The organism is Jezberella sp. (assembly GCF_964834465.1).
In genome coordinates, this window is the sequence record NZ_CBAZRM010000003.1 from 98,709 (window position 1) to 122,615 (window position 23,907).

24 protein-coding genes are annotated in these 23,907 nt (G+C 51.2%); 12 read left to right on the top strand and 12 right to left on the bottom strand.

Annotation, left to right across the window (positions count from 1 at the left end; all coding sequences use genetic code 11):
- The first annotated feature begins 94 nt into the window (after positions 1 to 94).
- The 3 genes from AC1W8Y_RS03150 to AC1W8Y_RS03160 are packed head-to-tail and all read left to right on the top strand — an operon-like array spanning position 95 to position 4,059.
- Positions 95 to 1,327: a DUF3142 domain-containing protein gene (locus tag AC1W8Y_RS03150; protein WP_482013010.1), complete on the top strand. Its 1,233-nt coding sequence runs from the start codon at positions 95 to 97 to the stop codon at positions 1,325 to 1,327.
- A complete protein-coding gene (locus tag AC1W8Y_RS03155) occupies positions 1,314 to 3,470 on the top strand; it encodes a hypothetical protein (protein WP_482013011.1) in 2,157 nt (718 codons plus the stop codon). Before AC1W8Y_RS03150 ends, AC1W8Y_RS03155 begins: the two co-directional genes overlap by 14 nt.
- 43 nt (positions 3,471 to 3,513) lie before the next feature.
- Positions 3,514 to 4,059, top strand: a complete 546-nt coding sequence (locus AC1W8Y_RS03160) for a DUF924 family protein (protein ID WP_482013012.1) — start codon at positions 3,514 to 3,516, stop codon at positions 4,057 to 4,059.
- A gap of 48 nt (positions 4,060 to 4,107) precedes the next feature.
- Here the strand turns inward: AC1W8Y_RS03160 and AC1W8Y_RS03165 are convergent, their stop codons facing one another.
- Positions 4,108 to 5,787, bottom strand: coding sequence for a ClcB-like voltage-gated chloride channel protein (locus AC1W8Y_RS03165; RefSeq protein ID WP_482013013.1), 1,680 nt, complete (start codon positions 5,785 to 5,787; stop codon positions 4,108 to 4,110).
- A 260-nt stretch (positions 5,788 to 6,047) separates the two neighbouring features.
- On the opposite strand from AC1W8Y_RS03165, the gene AC1W8Y_RS03170 reads away from it, so the two are divergent.
- On the top strand, positions 6,048 to 6,452 hold the full coding sequence (locus tag AC1W8Y_RS03170) for a DoxX family protein (protein ID WP_482013014.1): 405 nt from the start codon (positions 6,048 to 6,050) through the stop codon (positions 6,450 to 6,452).
- Here AC1W8Y_RS03170 and AC1W8Y_RS03175 read toward each other — a convergent pair.
- Entirely contained in the window at positions 6,449 to 6,748 is a 300-nt protein-coding gene (locus AC1W8Y_RS03175; RefSeq protein WP_482013015.1) for a hypothetical protein, read from the bottom strand. The two genes, AC1W8Y_RS03170 and AC1W8Y_RS03175, sit on opposite strands and share 4 nt — an antisense overlap.
- 88 nt (positions 6,749 to 6,836) lie before the next feature.
- Between AC1W8Y_RS03175 and AC1W8Y_RS03180 the strand changes: the two genes are divergently transcribed.
- From AC1W8Y_RS03180 to AC1W8Y_RS03200, 5 genes are read left to right on the top strand one after another with little or no spacing between them, the layout of a single operon-like run.
- Positions 6,837 to 7,394 (top strand): peroxiredoxin, encoded by a 558-nt coding sequence (locus AC1W8Y_RS03180; RefSeq protein ID WP_482013016.1) that lies wholly within the window; start codon positions 6,837 to 6,839, stop codon positions 7,392 to 7,394.
- Positions 7,378 to 8,805 (top strand): cryptochrome/photolyase family protein, encoded by a 1,428-nt coding sequence (locus AC1W8Y_RS03185; RefSeq protein WP_482013017.1) that lies wholly within the window; start codon positions 7,378 to 7,380, stop codon positions 8,803 to 8,805. Before AC1W8Y_RS03180 ends, AC1W8Y_RS03185 begins: the two co-directional genes overlap by 17 nt.
- Before the next feature lie 13 nt (positions 8,806 to 8,818).
- Positions 8,819 to 9,304: a glutathione peroxidase gene (locus tag AC1W8Y_RS03190; protein ID WP_482013018.1), complete on the top strand. Its 486-nt coding sequence runs from the start codon at positions 8,819 to 8,821 to the stop codon at positions 9,302 to 9,304.
- 34 nt (positions 9,305 to 9,338) lie between these two features.
- Positions 9,339 to 10,289 carry a DUF3298 domain-containing protein gene (locus AC1W8Y_RS03195; protein WP_482013019.1) on the top strand — a complete coding sequence of 317 codons (951 nt, stop codon included), beginning with the start codon at positions 9,339 to 9,341 and terminating at the stop codon, positions 10,287 to 10,289.
- 11 nt (positions 10,290 to 10,300) lie between these two features.
- Positions 10,301 to 11,086, top strand: a complete 786-nt coding sequence (locus AC1W8Y_RS03200; RefSeq protein ID WP_482013020.1) for a potassium channel family protein — start codon at positions 10,301 to 10,303, stop codon at positions 11,084 to 11,086.
- Here the strand turns inward: AC1W8Y_RS03200 and AC1W8Y_RS03205 are convergent.
- The 5 genes from AC1W8Y_RS03205 to mltG are packed head-to-tail and all read right to left on the bottom strand — an operon-like array spanning position 11,083 to position 15,423.
- Positions 11,083 to 11,877, bottom strand: coding sequence for an ankyrin repeat domain-containing protein (locus AC1W8Y_RS03205; protein WP_482013021.1), 795 nt, complete (start codon positions 11,875 to 11,877; stop codon positions 11,083 to 11,085). The two genes, AC1W8Y_RS03200 and AC1W8Y_RS03205, sit on opposite strands and share 4 nt — an antisense overlap.
- 11 nt (positions 11,878 to 11,888) lie before the next feature.
- Complete coding sequence (locus AC1W8Y_RS03210; RefSeq protein ID WP_482013022.1) at positions 11,889 to 12,659, bottom strand: TatD family hydrolase; 771 nt, start codon at positions 12,657 to 12,659, stop codon at positions 11,889 to 11,891.
- The gene (holB, locus tag AC1W8Y_RS03215) at positions 12,649 to 13,740 is read right to left on the bottom strand and encodes a DNA polymerase III subunit delta' (RefSeq protein WP_482013023.1); all 1,092 of its coding nucleotides are present in this window, start codon (positions 13,738 to 13,740) and stop codon (positions 12,649 to 12,651) included. The genes AC1W8Y_RS03210 and holB overlap by 11 nt, the downstream gene beginning before the upstream one ends.
- Positions 13,740 to 14,378 (bottom strand): dTMP kinase, encoded by a 639-nt coding sequence (gene tmk, locus AC1W8Y_RS03220; RefSeq protein WP_482013024.1) that lies wholly within the window; start codon positions 14,376 to 14,378, stop codon positions 13,740 to 13,742. The genes holB and tmk overlap by 1 nt, the downstream gene beginning before the upstream one ends.
- A 34-nt stretch (positions 14,379 to 14,412) precedes the next feature.
- Complete coding sequence (mltG, locus tag AC1W8Y_RS03225; RefSeq protein WP_482013025.1) at positions 14,413 to 15,423, bottom strand: endolytic transglycosylase MltG; 1,011 nt, start codon at positions 15,421 to 15,423, stop codon at positions 14,413 to 14,415.
- A 255-nt stretch (positions 15,424 to 15,678) separates the two neighbouring features.
- On the opposite strand from mltG, the gene ygfZ reads away from it, so the two are divergent.
- Entirely contained in the window at positions 15,679 to 16,725 is a 1,047-nt protein-coding gene (ygfZ, locus tag AC1W8Y_RS03230; protein ID WP_482013026.1) for a CAF17-like 4Fe-4S cluster assembly/insertion protein YgfZ, read from the top strand.
- Between the two features lie 5 nt (positions 16,726 to 16,730).
- Here the strand turns inward: ygfZ and AC1W8Y_RS03235 are convergent, their stop codons facing one another.
- The 4 genes from AC1W8Y_RS03235 to AC1W8Y_RS03250 all read right to left on the bottom strand — a co-directional run bounded on the left by AC1W8Y_RS03235 (position 16,731) and on the right by AC1W8Y_RS03250 (position 19,919).
- Entirely contained in the window at positions 16,731 to 17,909 is a 1,179-nt protein-coding gene (locus AC1W8Y_RS03235) for an enoyl-CoA hydratase/isomerase family protein (RefSeq protein WP_482013027.1), read from the bottom strand.
- Positions 17,906 to 19,060: an acyl-CoA dehydrogenase family protein gene (locus tag AC1W8Y_RS03240; protein WP_482013028.1), complete on the bottom strand. Its 1,155-nt coding sequence runs from the start codon at positions 19,058 to 19,060 to the stop codon at positions 17,906 to 17,908. The genes AC1W8Y_RS03235 and AC1W8Y_RS03240 overlap by 4 nt, the downstream gene beginning before the upstream one ends.
- A gap of 68 nt (positions 19,061 to 19,128) precedes the next feature.
- Positions 19,129 to 19,491: an RnfH family protein gene (locus AC1W8Y_RS03245; RefSeq protein ID WP_482013029.1), complete on the bottom strand. Its 363-nt coding sequence runs from the start codon at positions 19,489 to 19,491 to the stop codon at positions 19,129 to 19,131.
- Positions 19,488 to 19,919, bottom strand: a complete 432-nt coding sequence (locus AC1W8Y_RS03250; RefSeq protein ID WP_482013030.1) for a type II toxin-antitoxin system RatA family toxin — start codon at positions 19,917 to 19,919, stop codon at positions 19,488 to 19,490. Before AC1W8Y_RS03250 ends, AC1W8Y_RS03245 begins: the two co-directional genes overlap by 4 nt.
- Before the next feature lie 51 nt (positions 19,920 to 19,970).
- Here AC1W8Y_RS03250 and smpB point away from each other — a divergent pair, with 51 nt between their 5' ends.
- Complete coding sequence (gene smpB / locus AC1W8Y_RS03255) at positions 19,971 to 20,420, top strand: SsrA-binding protein SmpB (RefSeq protein ID WP_482013031.1); 450 nt, start codon at positions 19,971 to 19,973, stop codon at positions 20,418 to 20,420.
- Positions 20,421 to 20,503: 83 nt separating this feature from the next.
- On the opposite strand, the gene ppsA is transcribed toward smpB, so the two are convergent.
- The gene (gene ppsA / locus AC1W8Y_RS03260; protein ID WP_482013032.1) at positions 20,504 to 22,870 is read right to left on the bottom strand and encodes a phosphoenolpyruvate synthase; all 2,367 of its coding nucleotides are present in this window, start codon (positions 22,868 to 22,870) and stop codon (positions 20,504 to 20,506) included.
- Between the two features lie 185 nt (positions 22,871 to 23,055).
- On the opposite strand from ppsA, the gene ppsR reads away from it, so the two are divergent.
- Entirely contained in the window at positions 23,056 to 23,898 is an 843-nt protein-coding gene (ppsR, locus tag AC1W8Y_RS03265) for a posphoenolpyruvate synthetase regulatory kinase/phosphorylase PpsR (RefSeq protein WP_482013033.1), read from the top strand.
- The last annotated feature ends 9 nt before the right edge of the window (positions 23,899 to 23,907 follow it).

Here is a 23,907-nt window from a genome sequence, read left to right on the forward strand (position 1 = left end):
CCGCCTAATGATCACGGTGAGCGTATCATGTTGAGGCGCAATGCAATCCCTATTTTTCCCTTGTCCCTCTGGCGTTGATTGTTAAAAAACGAGAATGAAACGTGTTGTATCGATGGCAATAGCAGGCTTCATCTTGCTTCTAACGCTTGGGTTTTTCATCAATGATGTCCGGCGACAGCAGGTCGTTTTAGCGAATGATGCCTACGTTTGGCAACGTAAGTGGACCCCAGCGCTCATCGAGGCCATCCAGTCGAGCAACACGTTCGTACACACTTGGCGGGTCCTTGCCGCCGAACAAGACAACCGGACGAAATGGTCCATCGTTTCACCCGACTGGTCTGTGTTAACAAACACGCAGCGACCGGTGACTGCCGTCATTCGTATTGACGGACAACTTGGCGAGCTCGATGATACTGGCGTAGAACGGGTAGTTCACCTTGCGCATGACTGGCAAGCGCGTCATATCAACCTGGTCGCCCTTGAAATTGATCACGACTGTGCGAGCGCCAGACTTGAGCAATATGCGCAAACATTGCGAACCATTCGACAACGACTTGCACCGCAGATCAGACTATCGATCACTGCCTTACCGACTTGGCTTGAGAGCAACGCGCTAGATCAATTGCTTGACGTTGCCGATGAATCCGTGTTGCAGGTTCATGCCGTGTTGGATCCAGTTCATGGTCTTTTCAACAGCGACAAAGCAGAACAGTGGGTGCGCGACTACTCGCGACGCACCAAACATCCTTGGCGCGTCGCCTTGCCCACATACGGCATGCGCGTGGCTTGGGATCAACAGGGCCGGATAGCTGGTGTTGAGAGCGAGAGACCTTTGCTATTAGCGAGCGGGTCTGGTCAACTTGCTTCGCAAGAGCTTGTTGCGTCTCCTCGCCAGATCAGTGATTTCGCTCAGCACCTAGACAGTCATCCTCCAGCGGGGCTGAGCGCAATTGCGTGGTTTAGATTGCCGACGCACGCAGATGAACGCGTCTGGGGCTTCACCACCTGGCAGGCAATTCTTAAGAGGCAAACGATCCATGACGCAATATTGATTGATGCTCGAGCGACCGAGCAAACAGGGATGTATGAGGTGTCAGTGGTGAGCATGGGCAACACTGACGCGGCACTGCCCAGTGCGGTCCGGTTTGATTCGCAATGCGAGGCCGCCGACGGTATTAACGGGTATGCGCTCGAATACGATACGCAGGGCATGCTGCTCAGACGGCGTCAACCAGGGATGTTGCGAGCAGGCAATAGCCGCCGCATTGGTTGGCTGCGTTGTACTCATGCAGACAAAAAGGAAATCTCAGTGTATGCAACGAAATAAATACATGGTCGCCTTGGTCGGCCTCATCTTTGTCTTGGTTGCACTCCTCGTCGAAGCTTGCGGACCTTTTTTCCCAATGCAATTGCTCGACAACCGAGAGAGCTCGCTGCGCCAGATCCCGAGTAACTCATTTGAGTATGAAGCCAGTCATCTGATCACGCTTGACCAAGGATATCTGGTTGCCTATCGCCAGCTGCGGCTCAAGCATGCTGGACAAGACGAAACTTCTGCTCAGACGCAGACCGGCCATCTTGCCAAAGATGAAACACAGGCAGACCAGACCCCTCCCACCGTTGCTGAGATCGGCGACGAAGCCCTGAACTATTTGATTGCAGAGAATCCCGAGCAACTGTGCGATTACGCTAGTTTTATCAACAACACCTCTTGTGCAGCACGGATACCTGCAGGCAAACTAAAGACGGCAGTCGCCTTGTATGCGATTCAAGCGGCCACCAACAGCAACAGTGGGGTTCAATCCTTACGTGCTATTGCGCAATGGGCCGTTAAAGATAAACGTCGTGTTGCAAAGTTGATTGATGACAGTCTTGGGCAGAGGTTGTTGGTGGCATATGCGCTTGCACGCCTCGATGATGAGGGCGACGATCAGCATGCCAAAGCGAATCCGTTATTAGTCGCGCTGATCGAGGCGATTCAAGATCAAGGGGTGACGCACGTGGTCGGTGCTGATCGTTTGGCAGCGCTTGCCTATCGGGCAGGTCGCTACGATTTTGCAGCTATCTTGGTGGCTCAAAGCGAAAGTGTGTTGGCCTCTTGGGTCAAAGCGAAACTTGCATTGCAGCGTGGAGATATCGAGGCGGCAACGCAGGCATATGCCAACGCTGTCAAAGGGTTCCCTGCGCTAGACGCCAGTATCGAACCGAGCAACTCCGCTTTAATCACAGGTGAAATCGGTGTGTTAACCCTATCACGCGGCCAATATATTGACGCCCTGGGGCATTTCTACCGAGCAGCCGTCATGGCTGAAAGTCAATCGTTAAGGGCGACAGACGACGCACTAAACTCGTCCCAGGATGATCGCGAAAATACCCTCAATGCCTCGCTTGACAAGCCCTGGATAGGTTATGACGCTGACATGGCCTATGTCGCAGAACGGGTACTGACCTCCGATGAACTCAAGCAGTTTGTCGACGCCAGCGTGCCATCATCGCCTGCGCCACCGATGCCCAAGCCTGAGGTCGAGTATTTCTCGGGCAAAAGCGTATCAAGCACACTGCGTTACTTGCTCGCCAGACGCCTTTTACGCGAGGGGAGAGTGGTTGAGGCGTTGCCGTACTTTCCAGAGGATAACGACCCTCGCTATGGACAAACGGTTTGGGATGAGGGCGCTGATGGTGGCAAGGGAGAATACCTCTTCGTCACGGTCCCCACGCGTCAGCTTGCCAGAGCCTATGGCGACGCACTAGAAGACGCAAAGCATGCTTGGACAAGTGCGGCGCGTGCTAAAGCTTGGTTCACCGCAGCAACGCTCGCCAAACGCTGGGGAATGGAGTTGATCGGTTACGAGCAAGCCCCGGATTACCGTGACGTAGATGGCAACTTTGAGTGGGGCACTGGTCGGGCATATCAGAACCAACCGTGGTCTCTTAAGGAAAAAGAGGTGCAGCCCCCTCTGACTGCCCTTGAACGCGCAGCATTGGATTTGCCAGGCAACCACGTCACGCAAGAAGAGAAACGTCGCTACGCGCTCAGCGAAAGCCAGCCGCTGAAGCGCTTTCACTATCGTGAACTCGCCGCCGATTTTGCAACCCATGCCGCCGACGAACTACCTAGCCGATCGCAAGCTTTTTCTGCTGTGCTTTGTCACGCGACGGGTTGGATGAATGTCTACGATTTCACCAGAGCACAGCAGTTTTATCAGCGATATGTGAAAGAGGGGGCTCTGCTCAATACTGAGGGCGGATTTGGAACCCAGTGTCCTGATCCGGACTTTGATGCGGCTGCGCGGTTTCCAATCTGGTATGTCTGGTTTCAGACGAGGCACTACGTCAGTCAACACAAACCCGCAACAATGGTAACGCTTGTAGGTTTATTGGCACTGATCGGTGTTTTCTTCTGGCGCCAGAATGGGCGGTCGGCAAACGCGAAGGCACAGAAATCGACTGATTACGATACAAGCGATTGAGGTCAAGATGTTATAAAAGCCAGTGCGTCAAAAAAGGAACCCCATGGATTTTTCTGCTGCTACTGTGCTGTCGTTCTGGTTCGAAGAGATTTCCACCAAACAATGGTGGGAAAAGTCTGCTGAATTTGACCGCCAGATCCAGCAGCGCTTTGGAAAGCTGCACGCAGCAGCAGCGCAATGTGAGCTGTTTGCTTGGCGTCAAACGCCAGAAGGTCGACTAGCAGAGATCATTGTGCTGGATCAGTTTTCCCGGAATATCTTTCGAGATCAGGCTCAGGCATTTGCTTGCGACCCACTGGCGTTAGCCTTGTCTCAATCAGCGATCGCCCTTGGCGCTGACTTAGCCTTACCGTTTAACCAGCGTGCTTTTCTTTACATGCCCTTTATGCACAGTGAATCACCTGTTATTCATCGCATGGCCTTGACCTTGTTCGATAGCCCTGAAATGGCCGACAGCATGCGGTCTGAGCTAAGACATAAAGCCATCATTGATCGGTTTGGTCGTTATCCCCATCGCAATGTGCTGATTGGCCGTGAGTCTACACCCGAGGAGCAGGCTTTTTTACAAACACCTGGATCCTCTTTCTAGAGGTGTTGTCCCCGAACGTTCTAAGCTAAGCCGATTGCCATACCGAGGTTAAGTTGTCGAGGCAATATCACGAAAAAGCATGACAACATCTGTCTTGGTGATGTAACCCATTAGCATGGATGCTGAGTTCAAAACAGGCAGCCTTTCGCCCGGATGTTTGATAAAAACTTCCATCATCGTCCAGACAGGGGCTTGCTCTACGACCCGGGGATAGTCAGTTTTAAGCAAACTGGCAGGCCATGGGGTATCAAGATCTTTGATATCTTTCAGGGTAATCGTAAAGTCATGCAGTGAAATTGCGCCTAGAAAGAGTCTGTTTTCGTCAACCACATAAATGTGCTGCCAGCGCCACTTGGTAAACACTGCCTCAACGTCCCGAACGCTTTGTTGGAGGAATACGCTGGGTGGGTTACTACGCAATAGATCAGTTGCTATCGCCAGCGGGGCAGCGTGCTGACTACCCTGGTGGATGACGGGATAAATTGAGTTCACGCGTAACGCTCGGGAAATCGAATACGCCACAATGCAAGCGGCCATGAGAGGTACAACAACGCCGTAGTTTCCCGTCATTTCGAAGAGCATCAGGACCGACATCAGCGGGGCATGGGTGCAGGCAGCCAAAAAAGCGCCCATCCCCACGGCAATGGCAGCCGGGATAGGGATAAGATCTGGCCAAAGCAAATGACTCGCTCCGCCAAACAAGGCACCCAAAATGGCCCCGACGAACAGTGTAGGGGTGAAGATGCCACCGATCGCCCCTGAACCCGTGGTCGCGGCCACAGCCAGCAACTTCATCACCAAAATCAGTAATAAGCTTTGCCACAGCCAGTTGCCCTGCAAAATAGAGTTGACCACGCTGTAACCATTGCCCCAAACGCCAGGCGCCAACACCGATATTGCCCCAACAATCAAACCGCCCAATCCAAGTTTGACCCAGGGTGGGGCGGCGAGTTGTTTAAACGACTCGCGTGATGTTTTCAGCACAAACAAATACACAGGGGCAACAATGCCGGCCGACAATCCAATGGCGGCCAATACAAGGCTCGCACCCCCAGAACTCAGGGTGAAAGCAGGCATGTCATACACAGGCGCATAGCCAAAGATTTCTTGCACGACAATGTTGGCAACAAAAGAAGCGACCAATAATGGCCCCAAGCTCTCGACTAACACTGACTGAAGCACAATTTCAGCGATAAATATGGCACCGGCGATTGGGGCGTTATAAGCAGTCGCCAAACCAGCAGCAGCACCGCAGGCAATATAAAGACGGCGCCTGGGGATGGGCATTTTTGTCCAACGTCCGATCAGCGATCCAGCAAGTGCAGCGAGCTGAACCATGGGGCCTTCGCGTCCGATGGCGCCACCAGAGGCGATGGTGGCTGTCGCTGAGATTGCCCTTAACACGGATGGTTTAACCCCTAACTCGCCATTGCCCAGCACGACGGCTTCCATGTAATCGCCGCCTGTACGAAAGTCAGGCTGCCTGCGGGCGTATTCGAGAATCAATCCAGCAACGACGCCACCGATTGCAGGCGACACCAATCGTTGCCACCACACCAGCCGAGTCGCAATCCCCACCAAACCGTCATTCGGGCCGAAGATCACGCGTTCGACCAAAAAGATACCTTCGCGAAAACCAATCGTGGCCAAAGCCGCCAATGCACCAATGAGTGCAGCGACGAATAAGGTTCGTTGAGCGAATAGGTTGGTTAGCTGACCACGCCACATCGCGATTGACAGAGTGTTAGGGAGGGATTCATGTGTAGCGCATTATCAATCATTTTCACTTCAATACAATACTTTACATAATATACATTATGCGGTTATTACGCATGGATAAATCGTCGCTACACGAATTGCGCAATTTAATACATGGGCCGGACAAAACTTTGTTAATCCTGATATCAGATGGTATTTTCCCTCTGCTAACATGGCGGCATCTCGTTGAAACCAGCAACGAATCAAGCTAGCCCAACGGAGCCCACCACATGCAAAACACGGAAGATATTGGCAAACTGATCCTGAGGCTGATGCTGGGTTCGCTCATTTTTCTGCACGGTCTTGCCAAACTCATGACAGGCGCCACAGGTATAGTCGCGATGGTGACTGATATCGGATGGCCTGCCTGGATTGCTTACGGTGTTTTCGTTGGTGAAGCCATTGCGCCAGCACTGATTATCATCGGTGTATTCACCCGCTTAGGTGGGTTTATCATCGCCGTCAATATGGCGGTCGCGATTTATCTTCGCCACAGCCATCAATTCATGCAACTCAATGACGTTGGTGGCTGGAAGATTGAACTTCAAGCGATGTATTTGTTTACCGCTCTGGCCGTGATGCTATTGGGTGCCGGCAAATTTAGTCTTGGTGGCTCTAGAGGCATCATGAACTAACGAGCCGGACCCAGCCGAAAGCCCAATAGACTGAGTTCTTGCTCGTATTCGCGTTTGGCTTGTTCAAGGCAAGGCTGTTTTTCAACAGATTCCAACCGGGCGCATTCAACCAGACTGATTTGGTAGGCGGCAGCTAATTCCTTTCTCGCTGTGGCATATTGCTGAGCGACTGTCGTGTCTTCTTGGGTCCAACGTGCGGGATCCCCTTCATCGGCAACGGTGAGTGGCGCACTCGCACAAGGCCAGCTCAACGCGAGCCAACATAAAGTCAAAAAACGTTTTTGCCACGTGGTCATGAAATCACCTTTATTCATCAAAACTTGCTACCCTTATACCCTAGGGTTCAACCATGCTGTCGTCACGCTCAACTACTAGGATTTGATCATGAACTCAACATCTTTGCGACTATCTGTTCAATTGGCAGCCTCAGGTCTTATGTTGCTGAGTCAAATGGCCTGGGCCGAGCTTAAACCCGGTGCCGCCGGGCCGATGTTTTCTGCACCTGCTGCATTAGCGGGTCAGTCATTTGAATTCTCACTGGCAGAGGCGCTAAAAAAAGGCCCAGTGGTTGTCTATTTTTATCCCAAAGCCTTTACGCACGGCTGCACGATTGAAGCCAATCTGTTTGCTGAGGCAGCAGATAAGTTTAAATCGATGAATGCGACGGTCATTGGTGTATCTGGTGATGGGATGGCAGAGCTCAAAGAGTTTTCTAAGGGTCCATGCGGTGGTAAGTTCGCCGTCGCGTCAGATGCAGATAAAAAGATTATGAAATCCTACGATGCAACGATGACAATGATGCCTGGGGTTGCCGACCGGATCTCCTACGTCATTACCCCTGACGACAAAGTGCTCTACACCTATAACAGCATGAGTCCAGACCAGCACGTGAGCAATACCCTCGCAGCGATCGAAAAATGGCAGCATGACGGAAAAAAATAAGCTTTGTTGGTTCAGAACCGATCTTCGGACGCACGACAATCCAGCGTTGTTTGAGGCAACACAAGCTGGATTGACGATTGGGCTGTTTGTGGTGTCAGCAGATCAATGGTTATCCCACCACGATTCACCCGCGAAAGTTGACTTTTGGATGCGCAGCCTGCGCGAACTCAGTCGCAAGCTGGGTGAACTGAATATCCCGTTAAAGCTGCTGTACGTGCCCAGGTGGCCCGATCTACCCCAAGCGTTGTTGGCGTTTTGCCAAGAACACCGCATCGACGAGGTTCACTGCAATCGTGAATTTGGATTAAACGAGCGAACAAGAGATCGAACCGTTTATCAAACGCTCGCCGCTAATCACATCACCCTCACAGGTCATCACGGTGGCACACTATTGACACCGGGCGATATAAAAACGGGGGCTGGCACTTATTACAAAGTGTTTACGCCCTTTGCGCGGGCCTGCAGAGCCGCTTTGCGTCAACATCCCTATCGATTGATCCCCTGCCCGGCTCGTCAGAATCAGGCAACGCTGCCCTGCGGGGACGAGATCCCTCAACAGGTTGAAGGCTTTGCTCTTGTACCGAGTTCAATTCAACAAAATTGGCCGGTGGATGACGACGCCATTGAAGCACGGATCGAATCGTTTTTAGATAATCGCATCAAGAACTACGAAACCGACCGAAATTACCCGTCTATTAACGGGACTTCAAGCATTTCTGCCTACCTCGCTGCAGGTCTCGTTTCTGTCAAACAGTGCTTACACGCGGCATTGAGCACGAATAACGGTGAGAGCGATACAGGTGACAAAGGCGTAACGACATGGATCACTGAATTGCTATGGCGTGAATTTTATTTGCATTTGATGTTTGGTTTCCCTGCGTTATCCAAGCATCAACCCATGCGACCTGAAACCGTCGCAGTGCAATGGCGACAATCAACAGAAGATTTTCAGGCGTGGTGTGAAGCCAGAACGGGCATCCCGATTGTGGACGCTGCCATGAGACAACTGCTCAGTACAGCCTGGATGCACAATCGTTTACGGATGATCGTTGCCATGTTTTTGACCAAGAATTTACTGATTGACTGGCGTCAGGGCGAAGCGTTTTTCATGCGCCATTTGATTGATGGTGAATTAGCAGCCAATAATGGCGGTTGGCAATGGAGTGCATCAACGGGGGCTGATTCGGCGCCCTACTTTCGCGTGTTTAATCCTGTGAGTCAGTCTGAAAAATTTGATCCTAAAGGCGAGTTTATCCGTACGTGGTTGCCTGAGCTCGCTCACCTAAACGCTAAAGAAATACATGACCCGAGCCCGCTTGCGCGTGCCAGCGCAGGTTATCCTTTGGCTATCGTGGATTTAAAGAGTAGCCGCGTTCGAGCGATTGAGGCTTTCTCTGCGCTGAACACTTAAACAAGGACTGCCCATGAAACTCGAAGATTTCTCTGCTAAAGACATTGAAGGCCATGACACTGCGCTCTCTCAGTACCAGGGATACCTCTGCCTCATTGTCAATGTCGCCTCTCAATGCGGTTTTACTGGGCAATACGATGGATTGCAGGCACTTTACCGTGAGTTTCATTCTCAAGGGTTTGTCGTGCTTGGGTTTCCTTGCGATCAGTTCGGCCATCAGGAGCCAGGTGATGAGGCATCCATTTTGAGCTTTTGTCGTACTCATTACGGGGTTGAGTTTCCGATGTTTGCCAAAATCGACGTGAATGGTGAACATGCGCATCCTCTCTATCAGTGGTTAAAGTCGAGCAAACCTGGGTTGCTTGGTACCGAGGCAGTGAAATGGAATTTCACAAAATTTTTGATTGATCGTGACGGGCATGTGATGAAGCGCTATGCGCCCAATGACACCCCCAGCTCTATCCGCGAAGACATCGCAAGAGCCTTGAAGGCAGCCTGATAAGCTAGTCGCCTCAATGAATTAAACTTTTTTAATGATGAATACACCGTTTAAGTTGGTGAGCTGCAGGCTCTTTGTCTTCGCTTCTTGCATACTTTCCTCACTTGTTGGTTGCAGCCAGTGGCAGTGGTTTAACAAACCGAGCGATAACATCACACTTGCTACGCCCCTCTCCAAAGAGCGGGTTGACCACGCAGACACGCTTGTCGATAAGCCCTCGTCAACGGCAGAGGTGGCGATTGTCGACAAGGCTGCTTCGGGGCCGTTAAGACTGCCGTCTGTCGTCGCGCAAACAGCAACCGTGCAGAATTATCCTTATCGTGTGGTGACAAGCAGTGCAACTGCCCCGACCTGCAAGGTGAGTAACTGTCCGACAGTGACCGTCAAACTGGTGGTATTTGACCGAAACGCCAAAATTAACGCTTTTTTAGATCAATCTCTCGCCGCGCTGGGTGAGATAGACAGTTCGTCAAAGCCACCTCACCGCTCAATTGCAGCATTCAAGGCTTATTTTTTTAGCATGGCTAAACCAGGTCAAAGTGTCGTACTCGAATCATCGGTGTTGCACAACACCAAAGCGTTGGTGGCTATCCAATTAAATAGTGCTATCTTCACAGACACCAAGCACGTTGTTTCTACCACGCAATACTTAAACTGGCTACCGCTGGCAGATCAACTGGTGACACTGGATGGCATGTTATTGCCCAATAAATCAAAAGACTTCGAGCAACTTGTCAGGCGTGAACATGAGCAATGGTTGCAAGACCGTGCTGATGTCATCGGCGATTTGGATGAGTTCAAAAAAATCTGGCCGTTTGTCGCAACCGACAATGTTGCGCTGCTCAGCAATGGTCTACAAATAAGCTATGACCCCGTTGTCTTAGCACCCGACAAGTTTGGCAGCCTATCTTGGGTGATCCCTTATGATCAATTGACGAATATGTTGAGACCAGAGTTGCTACCCAGCACGGTCATTAAAAAATGAGGACATAGCACTTGAAAGACGAAGCACAAAAAAATAAATCTTCGCTTTATTTTGCTCGTGACAGTGAACACCTGATTCGTTCAACAAAAATAGGCATTTTGCGTTTCGACTTGAGCGATCCATACCACGTTGCGATGGATTTAAGTTGGCCACAGTTTTTCATCGGGCTAACGGGCATCTACCTGCTCGTGAATATTCTGTTTGCCAGCCTTTACTTTGCCTCACCCGAAGCGATTTCCAACCTACCACCAGGATCGTTTCTGTACGCGTTTTTTTTCAGCGTAGAAACGTTGACAACGGTTGGCTATGGCGCGATGGCACCGCACACGACTTATGGACATACGCTCGTCACCGTCGAGCTCTTCATCAGCTTGCTATTGACAGCAACGACCACAGGGCTAATTTTTGTTCGATTTTCCAAGGCCAAAGCTAAAATACTGTTTGCCAAGAAGGTAGCCGTTTCTCGAGATCTGCCCCTACTCAGGAACGAATTATCATATTTCTCGTTGACGTGGACGTTGACACACGCGATTACTGAAGAGAGCCCACTGAAAATTTTGCTGGATCAGGGGGCTCAAGCCATCGCCGAACTCCCTATTTGGGTCTTATTGCACGTGCGCGCACTGGACAATAACCTCGGCGCGTCAGTACACGACACCAGAATGTACACCCCTGCAGATTTCGTGATGGGGGCACATTACGCTGACATCATGACCTTGGATTCTGCAGAACATGTCACGGCTGACATGACCAAGGTTGGTGAGATCGAGGTTGAAGTGGATGGCGTGACAAGCTAGTGTGGTGTGGTTGATCCAGCTACCACGCCTGCCACCGATTCAGCGGCTGGGTCCGATGCTGCTTCAGGTTCTGGTTCTGCCTCTGGAGGCTCATTCTTGGCCTTGGCAATGGCCTTCGCCTTGCGATCTGCGGCAATCTTGGTCATTTGTTTGGCCCAATCGACATGACCGAACTTGTTGGCAAAATCAATCGCGTCTTCGCCTGCCAAATTACGGGCTGTTGGCTCTGCGCCGGCATTAATGAGGGCTTGAACGACTTTAAAATTGTTGCCTTTTACGCCCATCATTAAGGGACTGCTCCCGTCTGGGGCAGGTGCATTGGGCAAAGCACCTTTGGACAGAAGCAGATTAACGATGTCTGGGTAGCCCTTCATCGCGGCATAGTGCAGCGCGGTCCATCCAAGATTGTTGACCTCGGCCCCTTTATCCAACATTTTTTTGGTTCTCGCCAAATCGCCCACAAAGGCAACGTACATAATCGGCGTTTCGTTAAAGCCATTATGCACATTCAGATCGATTTTTGGCTGATTGAGCAAGAGGTCAAAACACTTCCACGAACTCTCTTTGACGGCCAGCATGATCGCAGGCATGTCACCCTTCGGGTTTTTGATATTGGGATCCAACCCTTGCGCCAGGATGCTACGTAAATCTTCAACGTGATCGTTGGTGATGTAGACCCAAACATCGGCTTTGTCGGCAGCCACTGCAGGCAACGCGAAGGTCAACAGCAACGCTACAGAGGCCAGTAATCCCACCAACAAACGCTTAAAAAAGCGATATGCAACTTTCATAAAAACGTACCTCAGTGGTTTATCTTGTTGAATAAAGTGTAGAAATTATCGGTAGAAGCCTCTTCGATTAAACTCACGGGTACGCTGCGAAGCTCAGCAATTTTTTCTGCCACATGGATGACTTTAGAAGGGTCATTGAGTTTGCCGCGATGCGGTACCGGGGCCAGGTAGGGCGAATCTGTTTCTATCAAAAGGCGATCTAGTGGCATTTTAGTGGCGACGTCTTGCAAAGACGTTGCATTTTTGAACGTCACAATCCCTGAAAACGAAATGTAGAAATTCATATCCATCGACTGTTGTGCCACATCCCATGACTCGGTAAAACAATGCATGACACCGCGTGCCTGAGCGGCGCCCTCCTCACGCATAATTGCAAGCGTGTCCTCAGAGGATGAGCGTGTGTGAATAATCAAGGGCAAACCACACGCTTTGGCCGCTCTGATATGTTGACGGAAGCGGTTACGTTGCCAATCGAGATCGCCCGTCAAACGAAAATAATCCAACCCAGTTTCGCCAATCGCGACGACCTTAGGATGGGTTGCTCGAGAGACGAGGTCATCAACCGTCGGTTCAATCGTATCCTCGTAATCGGGGTGTACACCAACTGAAGCCCAGAGTTCGGGGTGTTGCTCGACGAGAGCCAGCAGATTCGGCCAGTCTGGTAAGTTGACGCTCACGCAAAGCGCTGTGCTCACGCGATTAGCCTGCATTCGCAGCAAAATATCCGGCATCTGAGTTGCCAGCGCAGGGAAGTCAACATGGCAATGTGAATCAACGTACATGAGAACTCTTATTTGATGGACTGGATCTACACGAAGACACAAGGCGTTGAAGCATGCTTTGCGCAAATAGTTTGCTGTTCAGTGGATGGTTGGCTAAACGCATTTGCTGATCTATCCACTGAGATAGGTCGCTGAGCACTTTGCGGTCAGCTTTTAATGCAATTGCCGCCAGACTTGGACTCAATGTTGGGAAGTATCTCAAGGGCAAGTGATTGGCCGCCATGAGCAAATCGACGCAGACTCGCTGCAAACTGTCGATCCACTGGTTGGTTGGCAGCTTTGCGAGTAGGTCGACCAGCTGTCCAAGGTCGAACTGACGTTGGGTCGCAATCCCATCCATCAAGCCACTCAACCACTGGGGACAAGGCTCTGGTTGCTGTCCAGCGAGTTGCTTGGCTAAAACGGGAGCTCCCCCAGCAGCTGCCAACCATTGGTCGGGGGATTGCACCCCTTGACTAGACAGCCAATTGATGGAGGATTCTCGGCTGGGCGTTGCCAGTGGCAAGCGACGACAACGCGATAGCAAGGTCGCCAGCAACCGGTCGGGTGCATCTGCAACCAATAAAAAAATTGTCTGTGGCGCGGGCTCTTCAAGCACTTTAAGCAAGGTGTTAGCTGAAATCGCATTTAACGATTCAGCCGGATAAATTAACACCACACGATAGCCTGATCGATGAGTGCCTGTGTTAAACCAAGTTTCTAAGCCCCTGATTTGTTCAACTCGAATCTCCTTGGAAGGTGCTCGTTTCGACCCTGCCGAGGCTTCGCCCGACTCGCTGCCGACCGCATCCGCATCGCCCGCATTCGCGGCCCCTTCTTCAGCGGCAAGCGCCTCAGGACGAATCCGCTTGAAATCAGGATGATGACCCATGGCAACCCAACCACAGGCGAGGCATTTCCCACAGGCGAGCCCTTTTACCGGTGATTCACATAGCAATGAGGCTGCAGCTGCCAATGCAAACTCACGCTTACCAATCCCCGCTAACCCATGGATGAGCCAGGCGTGGGCAAATCTCTCTCGCTGACCAAGCCACTGCGTTGCGACGGCTGTTTGCCAAGGTAAAAATGTGGCGTAGGTCATCACTTTCGTTGATGTCGCTCAATGAGCGAATCAATATCAACGCCTAAGGTTTGTCGAATCTCTTCAATGCTGCGTGACGAGTCAACCAAAAGCATACGTGCAGGGTCATCATGGGCTCGTTGTCGGTAAACAGACCGGGTTCTTTCAAAAAAAGCATCGGCTTCACGCTCGAAGCGATCTTGATTGCCGTGACGATTAAGTCTCTCTCGAGCGAGGGCCAACGGTACATCGAACACCCAGGTACGATCAGGATTAAGCGTGGGATGAACCCATTGAGCAAGCGCTTCAATACGCGAAGCGGACAACTGACGTCCACCGCCTTGATACGCAAAAGTCGCATCAGTAAAGCGGTCGCACACGACCCATTTACCCGCCTGTAATGCTGGTTCGATGACCGTGCGCACAAGCTCGCATCGAGAGGCAAACATCAGCAAAGTCTCTGTTTCTAGATGCATCGATCGATGCAGCAATAACTCACGCAATTGCTCACCGATACTCGTACCACCCGGCTCACGCGTTGAAATCACGTCAAGGCCAGCGTGCCGTAAACGGTCAACGATCCAATCCACATGAGTGCTTTTGCCTGCCCCATCAACACCTTCGAGCGTCAAGAACTGACCACCACCTAACTTCGTCATATGACCCTCGAAAAACGCGTATCTTTCTGTAAATTCACGGCTTTCTACTCAGTATATAGGCTGCAACGTTTCTATTGTGGTCTGAGAGTGTGCTCGCAAACGCACTGCTACCATCGCCTCGTGCGACAAAGTAAAGATAATTGCTCTTTTCTGGATGCAAGCTGGCGTACAGCGCCCCTCTTCCGACACTGGCGATGGGGCTGGGCGGAAGCCCAGTTCTCGTGTAAGTGTTCCAGGGGGTATCTGTTTGTAAATCTTTTTTCCGGATTTTGCCGTCATAACTGTCGCCTAGCCCGTAAATCACGGTAGGGTCTGTTTGCAAAGGCATGCCAGCTTTCAGGCGGTTCACAAAGACACTGGCGATACGGGCTCGATCGCTTGCCGAGCCCGTCTCTTTCTCGATAATGGACGCCAGAATCAATGCTTCGTAGGGGCTGCGTAGCGGCAAGTCTGCATCTCTGGATTCCCAAGCTCGATCGAGAATTTGCTGCTGAGCTTTGTAGGCTCTCGCCAGCAATTCGGCATCTGACGTCCCAGCAAAATAAATATACGTATCAGGAAAGAACAAGCCTTCAGCATAGGGATGTTGAATCCCGATCGCCTGTACGATCTGCTCATGACGATCGCCTTTGAGAAGATGTGCCAGGTCTGGTTGCGCATCAAGCGCTGTCAATATTTGTTTAAGCGTCCAACCCTCAATCAAGGTGATTTGACGCGAACTGACGTCGCCTTGCGCCATGCGCTGCAAGACTGTCCAGGGGGTATCCCCTTGTCTTATCTGATAGCCGCCTGCCTTTATTTTTTTATCTAACTGAGACAAGCGCGCTAACCAGGAAAACAACGAAGGTTCAAGCTCAATCCCTGCCTGATTCATGATGCGCGCAATCCCAGCAGGGTTGCTGCCGCTAGGAACAAGCAGATCGACGTAAGCCGTCTGCAAAACAAATTTTTCTGTCGCCCAATGATAAGCCAAGCCGAAGATCGAGGCGATGACGATCACGATCAGCGCCAACAAATAGGCAAATAATTTAAGCAAAGAATTCATGGGCATTAGTTTAATGGAATACCTCGACTCGGAATGTCTTCATCCATCTTCGTCACGTCATTTGGCCACGTCATTAGGAGTGACGCCGCTGGCCGGCATCGCCCTTGGCCCGGATACGGAGGGATCAGGTGGGGGAATTTGATCGGCCAACAGGAGACGACCCCAATAAGGTTGTGATTTTTAAGCAACCCGTCACCAGATTGGTATGATCAAGCTATAGGCGATGATGGATGTCTTTTTTAGGAAGTGAAGTCTATGCACCCTCTTTCAACACGTTTAACCGATACCGCCATGCCCGATGAGGCTGGCAGTTTGGGCGCGATTTACTCGCTGTCAGCACTCACGGTCGTGGGTTTTACAGGGGCTGATTCCCTGTCTTTCTTGCAGGGACAGCTGACTAATGACATCGCTGGTGCTGCTGCCGACGAGGCGAGACTGGCCGGCTACTGCACAGCTCAGGGTCGTTTGCTTGGCTCAGGCGTCTTTATCAACACAGGTTTAGTCCAGCAAGACGAGCCCGCTGTGCTAGCCATGATTCGGTCCGATATTGCTGACAGCGTCATTAAACGGCTGTCGATGTTCGTCTTGCGAGCAAAAGTAAAGGTGATCAAGCCTGCGATGACCATCTACGGGATCAGTTGTGCGGCCACGCGTTTGCCTGCGCTGAATGACGCGTTGGGCATGGTTTTACCCGTCAAGCCGTATGACCTGATCCATTCAGCGCTTGGTTACTTTGTCAATGCCCCTGCGTCCACACCAAACAGCCTGCGCTGGTGGTGGATGACGGATGCCACGCGAACAGATCAGACCACGCAAGCAAACCCGATGTTCACCGCATTACTTCAAGACGATTCGTCTTTCGCTTGGCCTTTGGCCGATCTCACGGCCGGTTTACCTTGGATTGAGGCGTCAACACAAGATTTATTCATCCCCCAAACCATCAATCTCGATCTGATCGGAGGGGTCAGCTTCACCAAAGGGTGTTACCCCGGTCAAGAGATTGTTGCTCGCAGCCATTATCGCGGCACACTCAAGCGCCGGATGACGATGGGCAGGATCAATTGGCCCAACGCGGGCACAGATCGGCTCAGCGTCAACGGGGGTGACGATGTCATCAATACACGTGACGATAACCAACCGTGTGGCCGAGTGATTAACGCCGTCAATACTGATGACAAAACCTATCTCTTATTTGAGTCACCGTTTGCCGTGATGGAAACTGATAGCCTGGCACTTGCCGCGTATCCAGCATTAAAAATAGAGCAACTCGCGTTGCCCTATTCGATTAGTAAGGCTGGCTAGCCTGACTACTGTCTGCCAAGACCCCTTAAGGGGTCTTGCTCTGCCGTGTAGGGCGCCTTAAAAAACTTGCTGACCCACTCAGCGGTCGCCCCATCAAGCGTCGCTGGATTCCATTTCGGTTGTTTATCCTTATCGATTAACAAGGCGCGAATTCCCTCAGCGAAATCACCATGAACAGCACAACCCATCCCTGCAACCATTTCGATTCTGAAGGCCTCAGCAAGCGAAACATGTTTCGTGCGTTTGAGCAGTTCAAAGGTCAACCGCGCTGATCCCGGTGAACCAGCGGCCAGCGTCTTAGCAGCCCTCTGCAGCCAAGGGTCGGCATGGTCGGCTAGCGCGAGCAGGTTTGCCACAATTCGATTCAAGTCAGAGCCGCTGCATAGTTTCTGAATGAAAGGCGCATGTTGTTGCAAAGTACCCATCATTGGGGTTGGATCCACGCTCAGTTGATCGAGAATGGCATGAATCAAACTGTCATTGGCTACTCGGATCGCCTGTGCCGCTTCAGCTGAGCTTGCCTGCTGGCCTGTCGCCCCTTGGGCCCACACCTGCTGTTTAAGCTGAGCAATCAAGCTATCCCAAGTGGCCCTCGGTAGGTGATAATCCGCCATCCCTGTATAAAGCGCATCTGAAGCACCGATCTGAGCACCAGTGAGCCCCAAAAACAATCCCGTTTTACCTGGCAAGCGGTTGAGCAGCCAGGTGCCGCCGACATCAGGAAACAAACCAATGGTGATTTCTGGAAAAGCCAAGCGCGATGTCTCGGTAACGACACGGTGGCTAGCACCCATCATTAACCCAAGTCCTCCACCCATCACAATCCCGTCGCCCCACACGATAATAGGCTTGGGAAATGTATGTAGTCGATAGTCAAACGCATATTCTTCAGAAAAAAACGTCCCCGGATAGCCTTGCACCGTAGCAGACTGGTCAGGATGTTCAGTCATGGCCTGGTAGAGCGAGTGCAAATCACCCCCAGCGCAAAACGCCTTATCACCGGCACCGCGCAGCAACACGGCAACCACATTGGCATCATCGGCCCATTGTTCGAACTGACTGACCAGCAAACGGTTCATGTCGAGCGATAAACCGTTCAATGTTTTCGGGGTATTCAGTGTGGCTAAACCTAACTTACTGCCATTATCACAAACCAGCTCTTCGAATAAAACAATATCGCTCATCTTATGTCTGCACCCTTCTCTAAAAGTTGTCTAGCAATGATGACTCGCATGATTTCGTTGGTCCCCTCAAGGATCTGATGCACTCGTGTGTCGCGAACCAAGCGCTCTAGGGGGTAGTCTTTTAAATAGCCATATCCACCGTGCAATTGTTGTCCATCAAGACAGACTTGAAACCCCAAGTCTGTGGCAAAACGCTTGGCCATTGCACAATAGGTCGAGGCGTCAGGTGAATGACTATCTAGCTTGCACGCCGCCAAACGTACCATTTGACGGGCAGCGACCACATTGGTAGCCATATCCGCAAACTTGAACTGCAAACCTTGAAACTCAGCAAGTGCGTGACCAAATTGTTTGCGTTCATGCATGTAAGTGCGAGCCGCATCCAACGCCCCTTGCGCAGCCCCCACGGAACAGGTCGCGATATTGATTCGACCACCGTCCAGCCCACGCATGGCAAATTTGAAGCCCTCCCCCTCTCGTCCCAGCAAGTTTGCGCGAGGGATTTTCGCATTTTCAAACACAATCGCACGCGTGCTTTGGCTGTTCCAGCCCATCTTATTTTCTTTGCGCCCGTATGTAATCCCGGCAGTGTCGGCTGGAACGACAAAGGAAGACACACCTGAAGCACCGTCCCCACCTGTGCGAGCCATCACAATCAGGACATCAGTATCACCTGCCCCAGAAATAAATGCTTTGGCGCCGTTGAGCACATAGTGGTCACCGACCAAGTCGGCGCGTGTCACCAGAGAGGCTGCATCTGAACCTGAGCCAGGCTCAGTTAGGCAGTACGACCCCAACTTCTGACCACTCGCCATGGCCTCCCCCCATTCTGCCTTCACTGACGCGGTGGCCCACTCGCCGACCATCCAGGTGACCATATTGTGAATGGTTAAAAAAGCGGTGGTTGAGGGATCAACGGCAGCCATCTCTTCAAACACCAGGGAAGCATCCAAGCGGGACAAGCCCAAGCCACCGATTTCCTCAGCAGCGTAAAGGCTACAAAAACCAAGCTCGCCCGCTTTTCGAAACGCTTCCGTGGGGAAAATAGATTGCTGATCCCATTGAGCAGCATAGGGGGCGAACTCGCCCAGTGCAAACTCTCTGGCAGCCTGTGCAAACGCCAGTTGCTCATCGCTCAACTCAGTATCCAAGATCTACTCCTCCCTCTTGTTTAAATGCTTGTGCTAATGCCACTGTTCACGACCAAGTATTTCGTCGCTCAGGTCGGCTTGGTTAAATCATCGACTGGCATTTTTTTCTTGATGTGGCGAGCTTTTTCACGATGAACCGCGCGACGACGACGTGACACTTTCGGATCAAACGTCAAGGGCCGATAGATTTCAACTCGATCACCAGAGACGAGAACATGATCCATGGAAACCAGTTTACCGTACACACCAACAGTGGCTTTAGCCACATCAATCAGCGGGTATTGTTCACGAAACTTACTTGATCGAATGGCATCTCTCACAACACTGCCTGAGGGCAGCAGCGTCGTAACCAACCAAACCTCGTGTGATCGTGCGTAGCAAACCGACACTTCCATGAGTTGCCCTTCGTTACTGTCGACGGTCGTTGTCACGCGTATTTCTCTTCAGCACGCTTGGTGAAAGAGTCAATAAAACTGCTCGCGATGCGGTTAAATATTGGCCCAACTAAAGCACCCAGCGTCCGACTCGAAAACTCATACTGCAAACTAAACACGACCTTGCAGGCCTCATCGCCCAGAGGGTGAAAGGCCCAATTGCCTGTCAAGGCAGAAAACGGACCATCCAGTAACGCTAGGTGAATATTGGTTGGATACTGATGGGTATTGCGCGTGGTAAACGTCTGTTTGATCGAGCCAAGGGCAATGGTCACAGACGCAATCATCCCTGTATCGGTTTGTTCTCTGACGCTAGCCCCGCCACACCAAGGCATGAAATCTGGATAACTCGATACATCGGCAACCAAATCAAACATTTGGCTGACACTGTAAGGCACAAGGACAGAGCGCTCAATAGAATGCATAGGCTAACGACAAAGGGCTAAAATCATGGATTTTACCGGCACAATGGATTTATGAGCATTATTGAAAATCGAAAAGCCTTTCACGACTATCTCATCGAGGAACGGTTCGAAGGGGGGATCGTGCTTCAAGGCTGGGAGGTTAAGGCAATTCGCGCCGGTCGAGCTCAATTAAAAGAGAGTTATGTTGTTGTACTGGACGGCGAGCTGTGGCTATTGGGCATGCATGTTAGCCCCCTGAACTCAGCGTCGACCCATATTCACCCAGATGCCACTCGCACCAGAAAACTGCTCTTGAAGGCAGAAGAAATCAGCAAATTAATCGGTAAAGTCGAACAAAAAGGCTTTGCCCTTGTCCCGATCAACTTGCACTATAAAAACGGGCGAATCAAACTCGACTTCGGGCTTGGCAAAGGCAAGAAACTGCATGACAAGCGCGATGCGGCGCAAGAGAAAGACTGGGCTAGAGAAAAAGATCGGCTCATGAAACATGCGACGAGATAGGTTAAGTACATCAACAAAAACGCCAGCCTCGAAAGGCTGGCGCCGTAACCACTTCACACAGCAAAATACGTCGATCTTGCTGCTTATGTAGCGGCTAGCTTCTGCCAGGTATCAACCACGGTGTCAGGGTTAAGTGACATAGACAAAATACCTTCACCCACGAGCCACTTGGCAAAATCCAAATGATCGCTGGGGCCTTGCCCGCATATCCCGACATATTTGCCCGCTTTCAAACACGCCTGAATCGCCCGAGTCAGCATGAATTTCACCGCGAGGTCGCGTTCATCAAAATCGGCGGCGAGCAGCTCCATCCCTGAGTCTCGATCAAGCCCAAGGGTTAATTGCGTCATATCGTTAGAACCAATCGAAAAACCATCAAAATGCTCTAAAAACTGCTCTGCCAGAATTGCGTTTGAGGGGACTTCACACATCATCACAATTTTCAAACCGTTTTGACCCCGGACTAAGCCGTGACCGGCTAACAGGGCAATGACACGCTCTGCTTGCTTGACCGTACGGACGAAGGGGACCATGATTTCAACGTTGGTTAATCCCATCTCATCACGAACACGCTTGAGTGCCTCGCACTCCATTTTGAAGCACTCAGCGAAGTCTGCCGATATATAGCGCGATGCCCCTCGGAAACCCAACATCGGATTTTCTTCTTCTGGTTCGTAGCGCGAACCACCGACTAATTTTCGATATTCGTTAGACTTGAAATCGGACAGACGGACGATAACGGGTTTGGGGTAAAAGGCGCAACCGATTGTCGCTATACCATCAGCAAGCTTTTCAACGAAGAAAGCACGAGGACTTGCATAACCTCTTGCAGCTGACTCAACGGCTACTTTTAAGTCGTGGTCGATATTTGGATAGTCTAAAACCGCTTTAGGGTGTATGCCGATGTTGTTATTGATAATAAATTCTAAACGGGCAAGCCCAACGCCCTCGTTCGGAATCTGCGAAAAATCAAACGCCAATTGGGGATTACCGACGTTCATCATGATCTTGACGTCGATGTCGGGCATTACACCACGGCGAACTTCTTGTACTTCCGTCTCAATGAGACCGTCATAGATGCGTCCTTCATCCCCCTCAGCGCAAGAAACAGTGACGTGCTGCCCTTGTTTGAGCAAATCAGTCGCATTGCCACATCCCACCACAGCGGGGATACCAAGTTCACGCGCAATGATTGCAGCATGACAGGTACGGCCACCACGATTGGTCACAATCGCTGAGGCGCGCTTCATGACGGGCTCCCAGTTGGGGTCGGTCATGTCTGTGACGAGAACGTCTCCGGCTTGAACCTGATCCATTTCCGAGATATCACCGACAATTTTGACCGGACCCGAGCCAATTTTCTGACCAATGGCGCGACCCGTCACGATGATGTCGCCAGTCGCTTTCAAACGATAACGTTGTTGAATATCGTTCGCAGCTTGTTGAGATTTAACGGTCTCTGGGCGAGCTTGCAAAATATAAATTTTGCCATCGACACCGTCTCGTCCCCATTCGATATCCATAGGTCTCTGATAGTGCTTTTCGATAATGACGGCATACTTAGATAGCTCAATGACCTCCTCATCGGTCAGCGAGTAACGGTTACGTTCTGAGACAGGCACATCGACCGTGCGGACGGCGCGACCTTCGGTACGCGCGGGGTCGAATTCCATTTTGATCAATTTTGAACCGATACGACGATTCACGATGGGATAGTGACCCGACGCCAACGTGGGTTTAAACACATAGAATTCGTCAGGATTAACAGAACCCTGGACAACGGTTTCACCCAGACCGTAGGATGACGTCACAAACACCACGTCTTCAAAGCCAGACTCGGTATCAAGCGTAAACATGACGCCTGCACTGCCTTTATCCGAACGTACCATGCGCTGGATACCGGCCGACAAAGCCACTTCGGCGTGTGCATAGCCTTTGTGCACGCGATAGGAAATCGCTCTATCGTTGTATAGCGAGGCAAAGACGTGGCGAATTTTATCGATGACATCATCGATGCCAACCACGTTCAGAAACGTCTCTTGTTGACCAGCAAAAGAAGCATCCGGTAAATCTTCAGCCGTTGCTGATGAGCGAACGGCAAAAGAGCCTTGTCCGTCTACATCGAGTGCGGCAAACGCCGTGCGGATATCGGCATTGAGCCGCTCGGGTAATGGCGCACCCACGATCCAGCCACGGATTTCGGCGCCGGCCACTGCCAGCTCACGAACATCCTCAGGATCAAGGGTCGTCAGTCGCTCGGCGATCCGCTTGTCGAGACCAGTATCAGACAAAAAATCACGAAACGCTTGGGCAGTGGTCGCGAAACCACCAGGCACCCGAACCCCAGCACCAGAGAGCTGACTGATCATTTCACCGAGAGAAGCGTTCTTACCTCCGACTGAGTCAACATCCGTCATGCGGAGTTGCTCAAAAGCTATAACGTAGGACATGAAACCACCTTTAACAATATAAGAAAGCGAGTTGGGTCAATTTGCGATTTACTCAAACAAAACAAACTGACCGAACCAGCCTTGCATCTCGAAAAAAAGAACGCCAGTGGCAAAGACAAGCCGCTACAACAAGATGTATATTGCAAAGCAACATTGTACTATCCCTGCCCGCAAAAAAGGTTTTTATGAGTCATACAAATACCCCTACCGCTCGCACCGTTTTCATCATCTCGGACGGCACGGGTATTACGGCAGAAACCTTTAGCCACTCGGTGTTATCGCAGTTTGAGTCGGTCAGTTTTAAACAAGTCAGGGTACCTTTCATCGACAGCGTGACCAAAGCCGATGATGTCGTTCAGCGCATCAATCGAGTGGCGGCAGATCAGGGAACAGTCCCCATTGTCTTCACAACACTCGTAAACCCCGACGTACTTGCGCGGGTAAAAACAGGAAACGCCCTATTTTTAGATCTGTTTGGTGCCTTTGTCGAGCCGCTTGAGCAGAATCTCGGGATGAAATCGAGCCACTCGATGGGTAAATTACACAGTGGCGTCAACACAAAACAATATCGCAGCCGGATAGACGCCATTAATTTCAGTTTGGCTCACGACGACGGGCAGTTCGTCACCGGGTTGGCACAGGCAGACGTGATTCTTGTCGGGGTCTCTCGTTGCGGAAAAACGCCCACTAGCTTGTATCTGGCCATGCAGTACGGTGTGAAAGCTGCCAATTACCCGCTCATCCCCGAGGATTTCGAACGTCAGTCACTGCCCGCCACGATTCTGCCTTACCGATCCAAACTCTTCGGATTGACGATCCAACCCGATCGCTTGTCAGAGGTTAGACACGAGCGACGCCCGGACAGCAAATACTGTTCGATCGAACAATGTCGATATGAAGTGGCAGAAGCTGAACGCTTGATGCGTCGCGATGGGATAGCGATGCTATCGACGACGACCAAATCGATTGAAGAAATCTCAACCACGGTGCTTCAGGACGTGGGTTTAGATCGACACACCGCTTACTAGACCTCAATC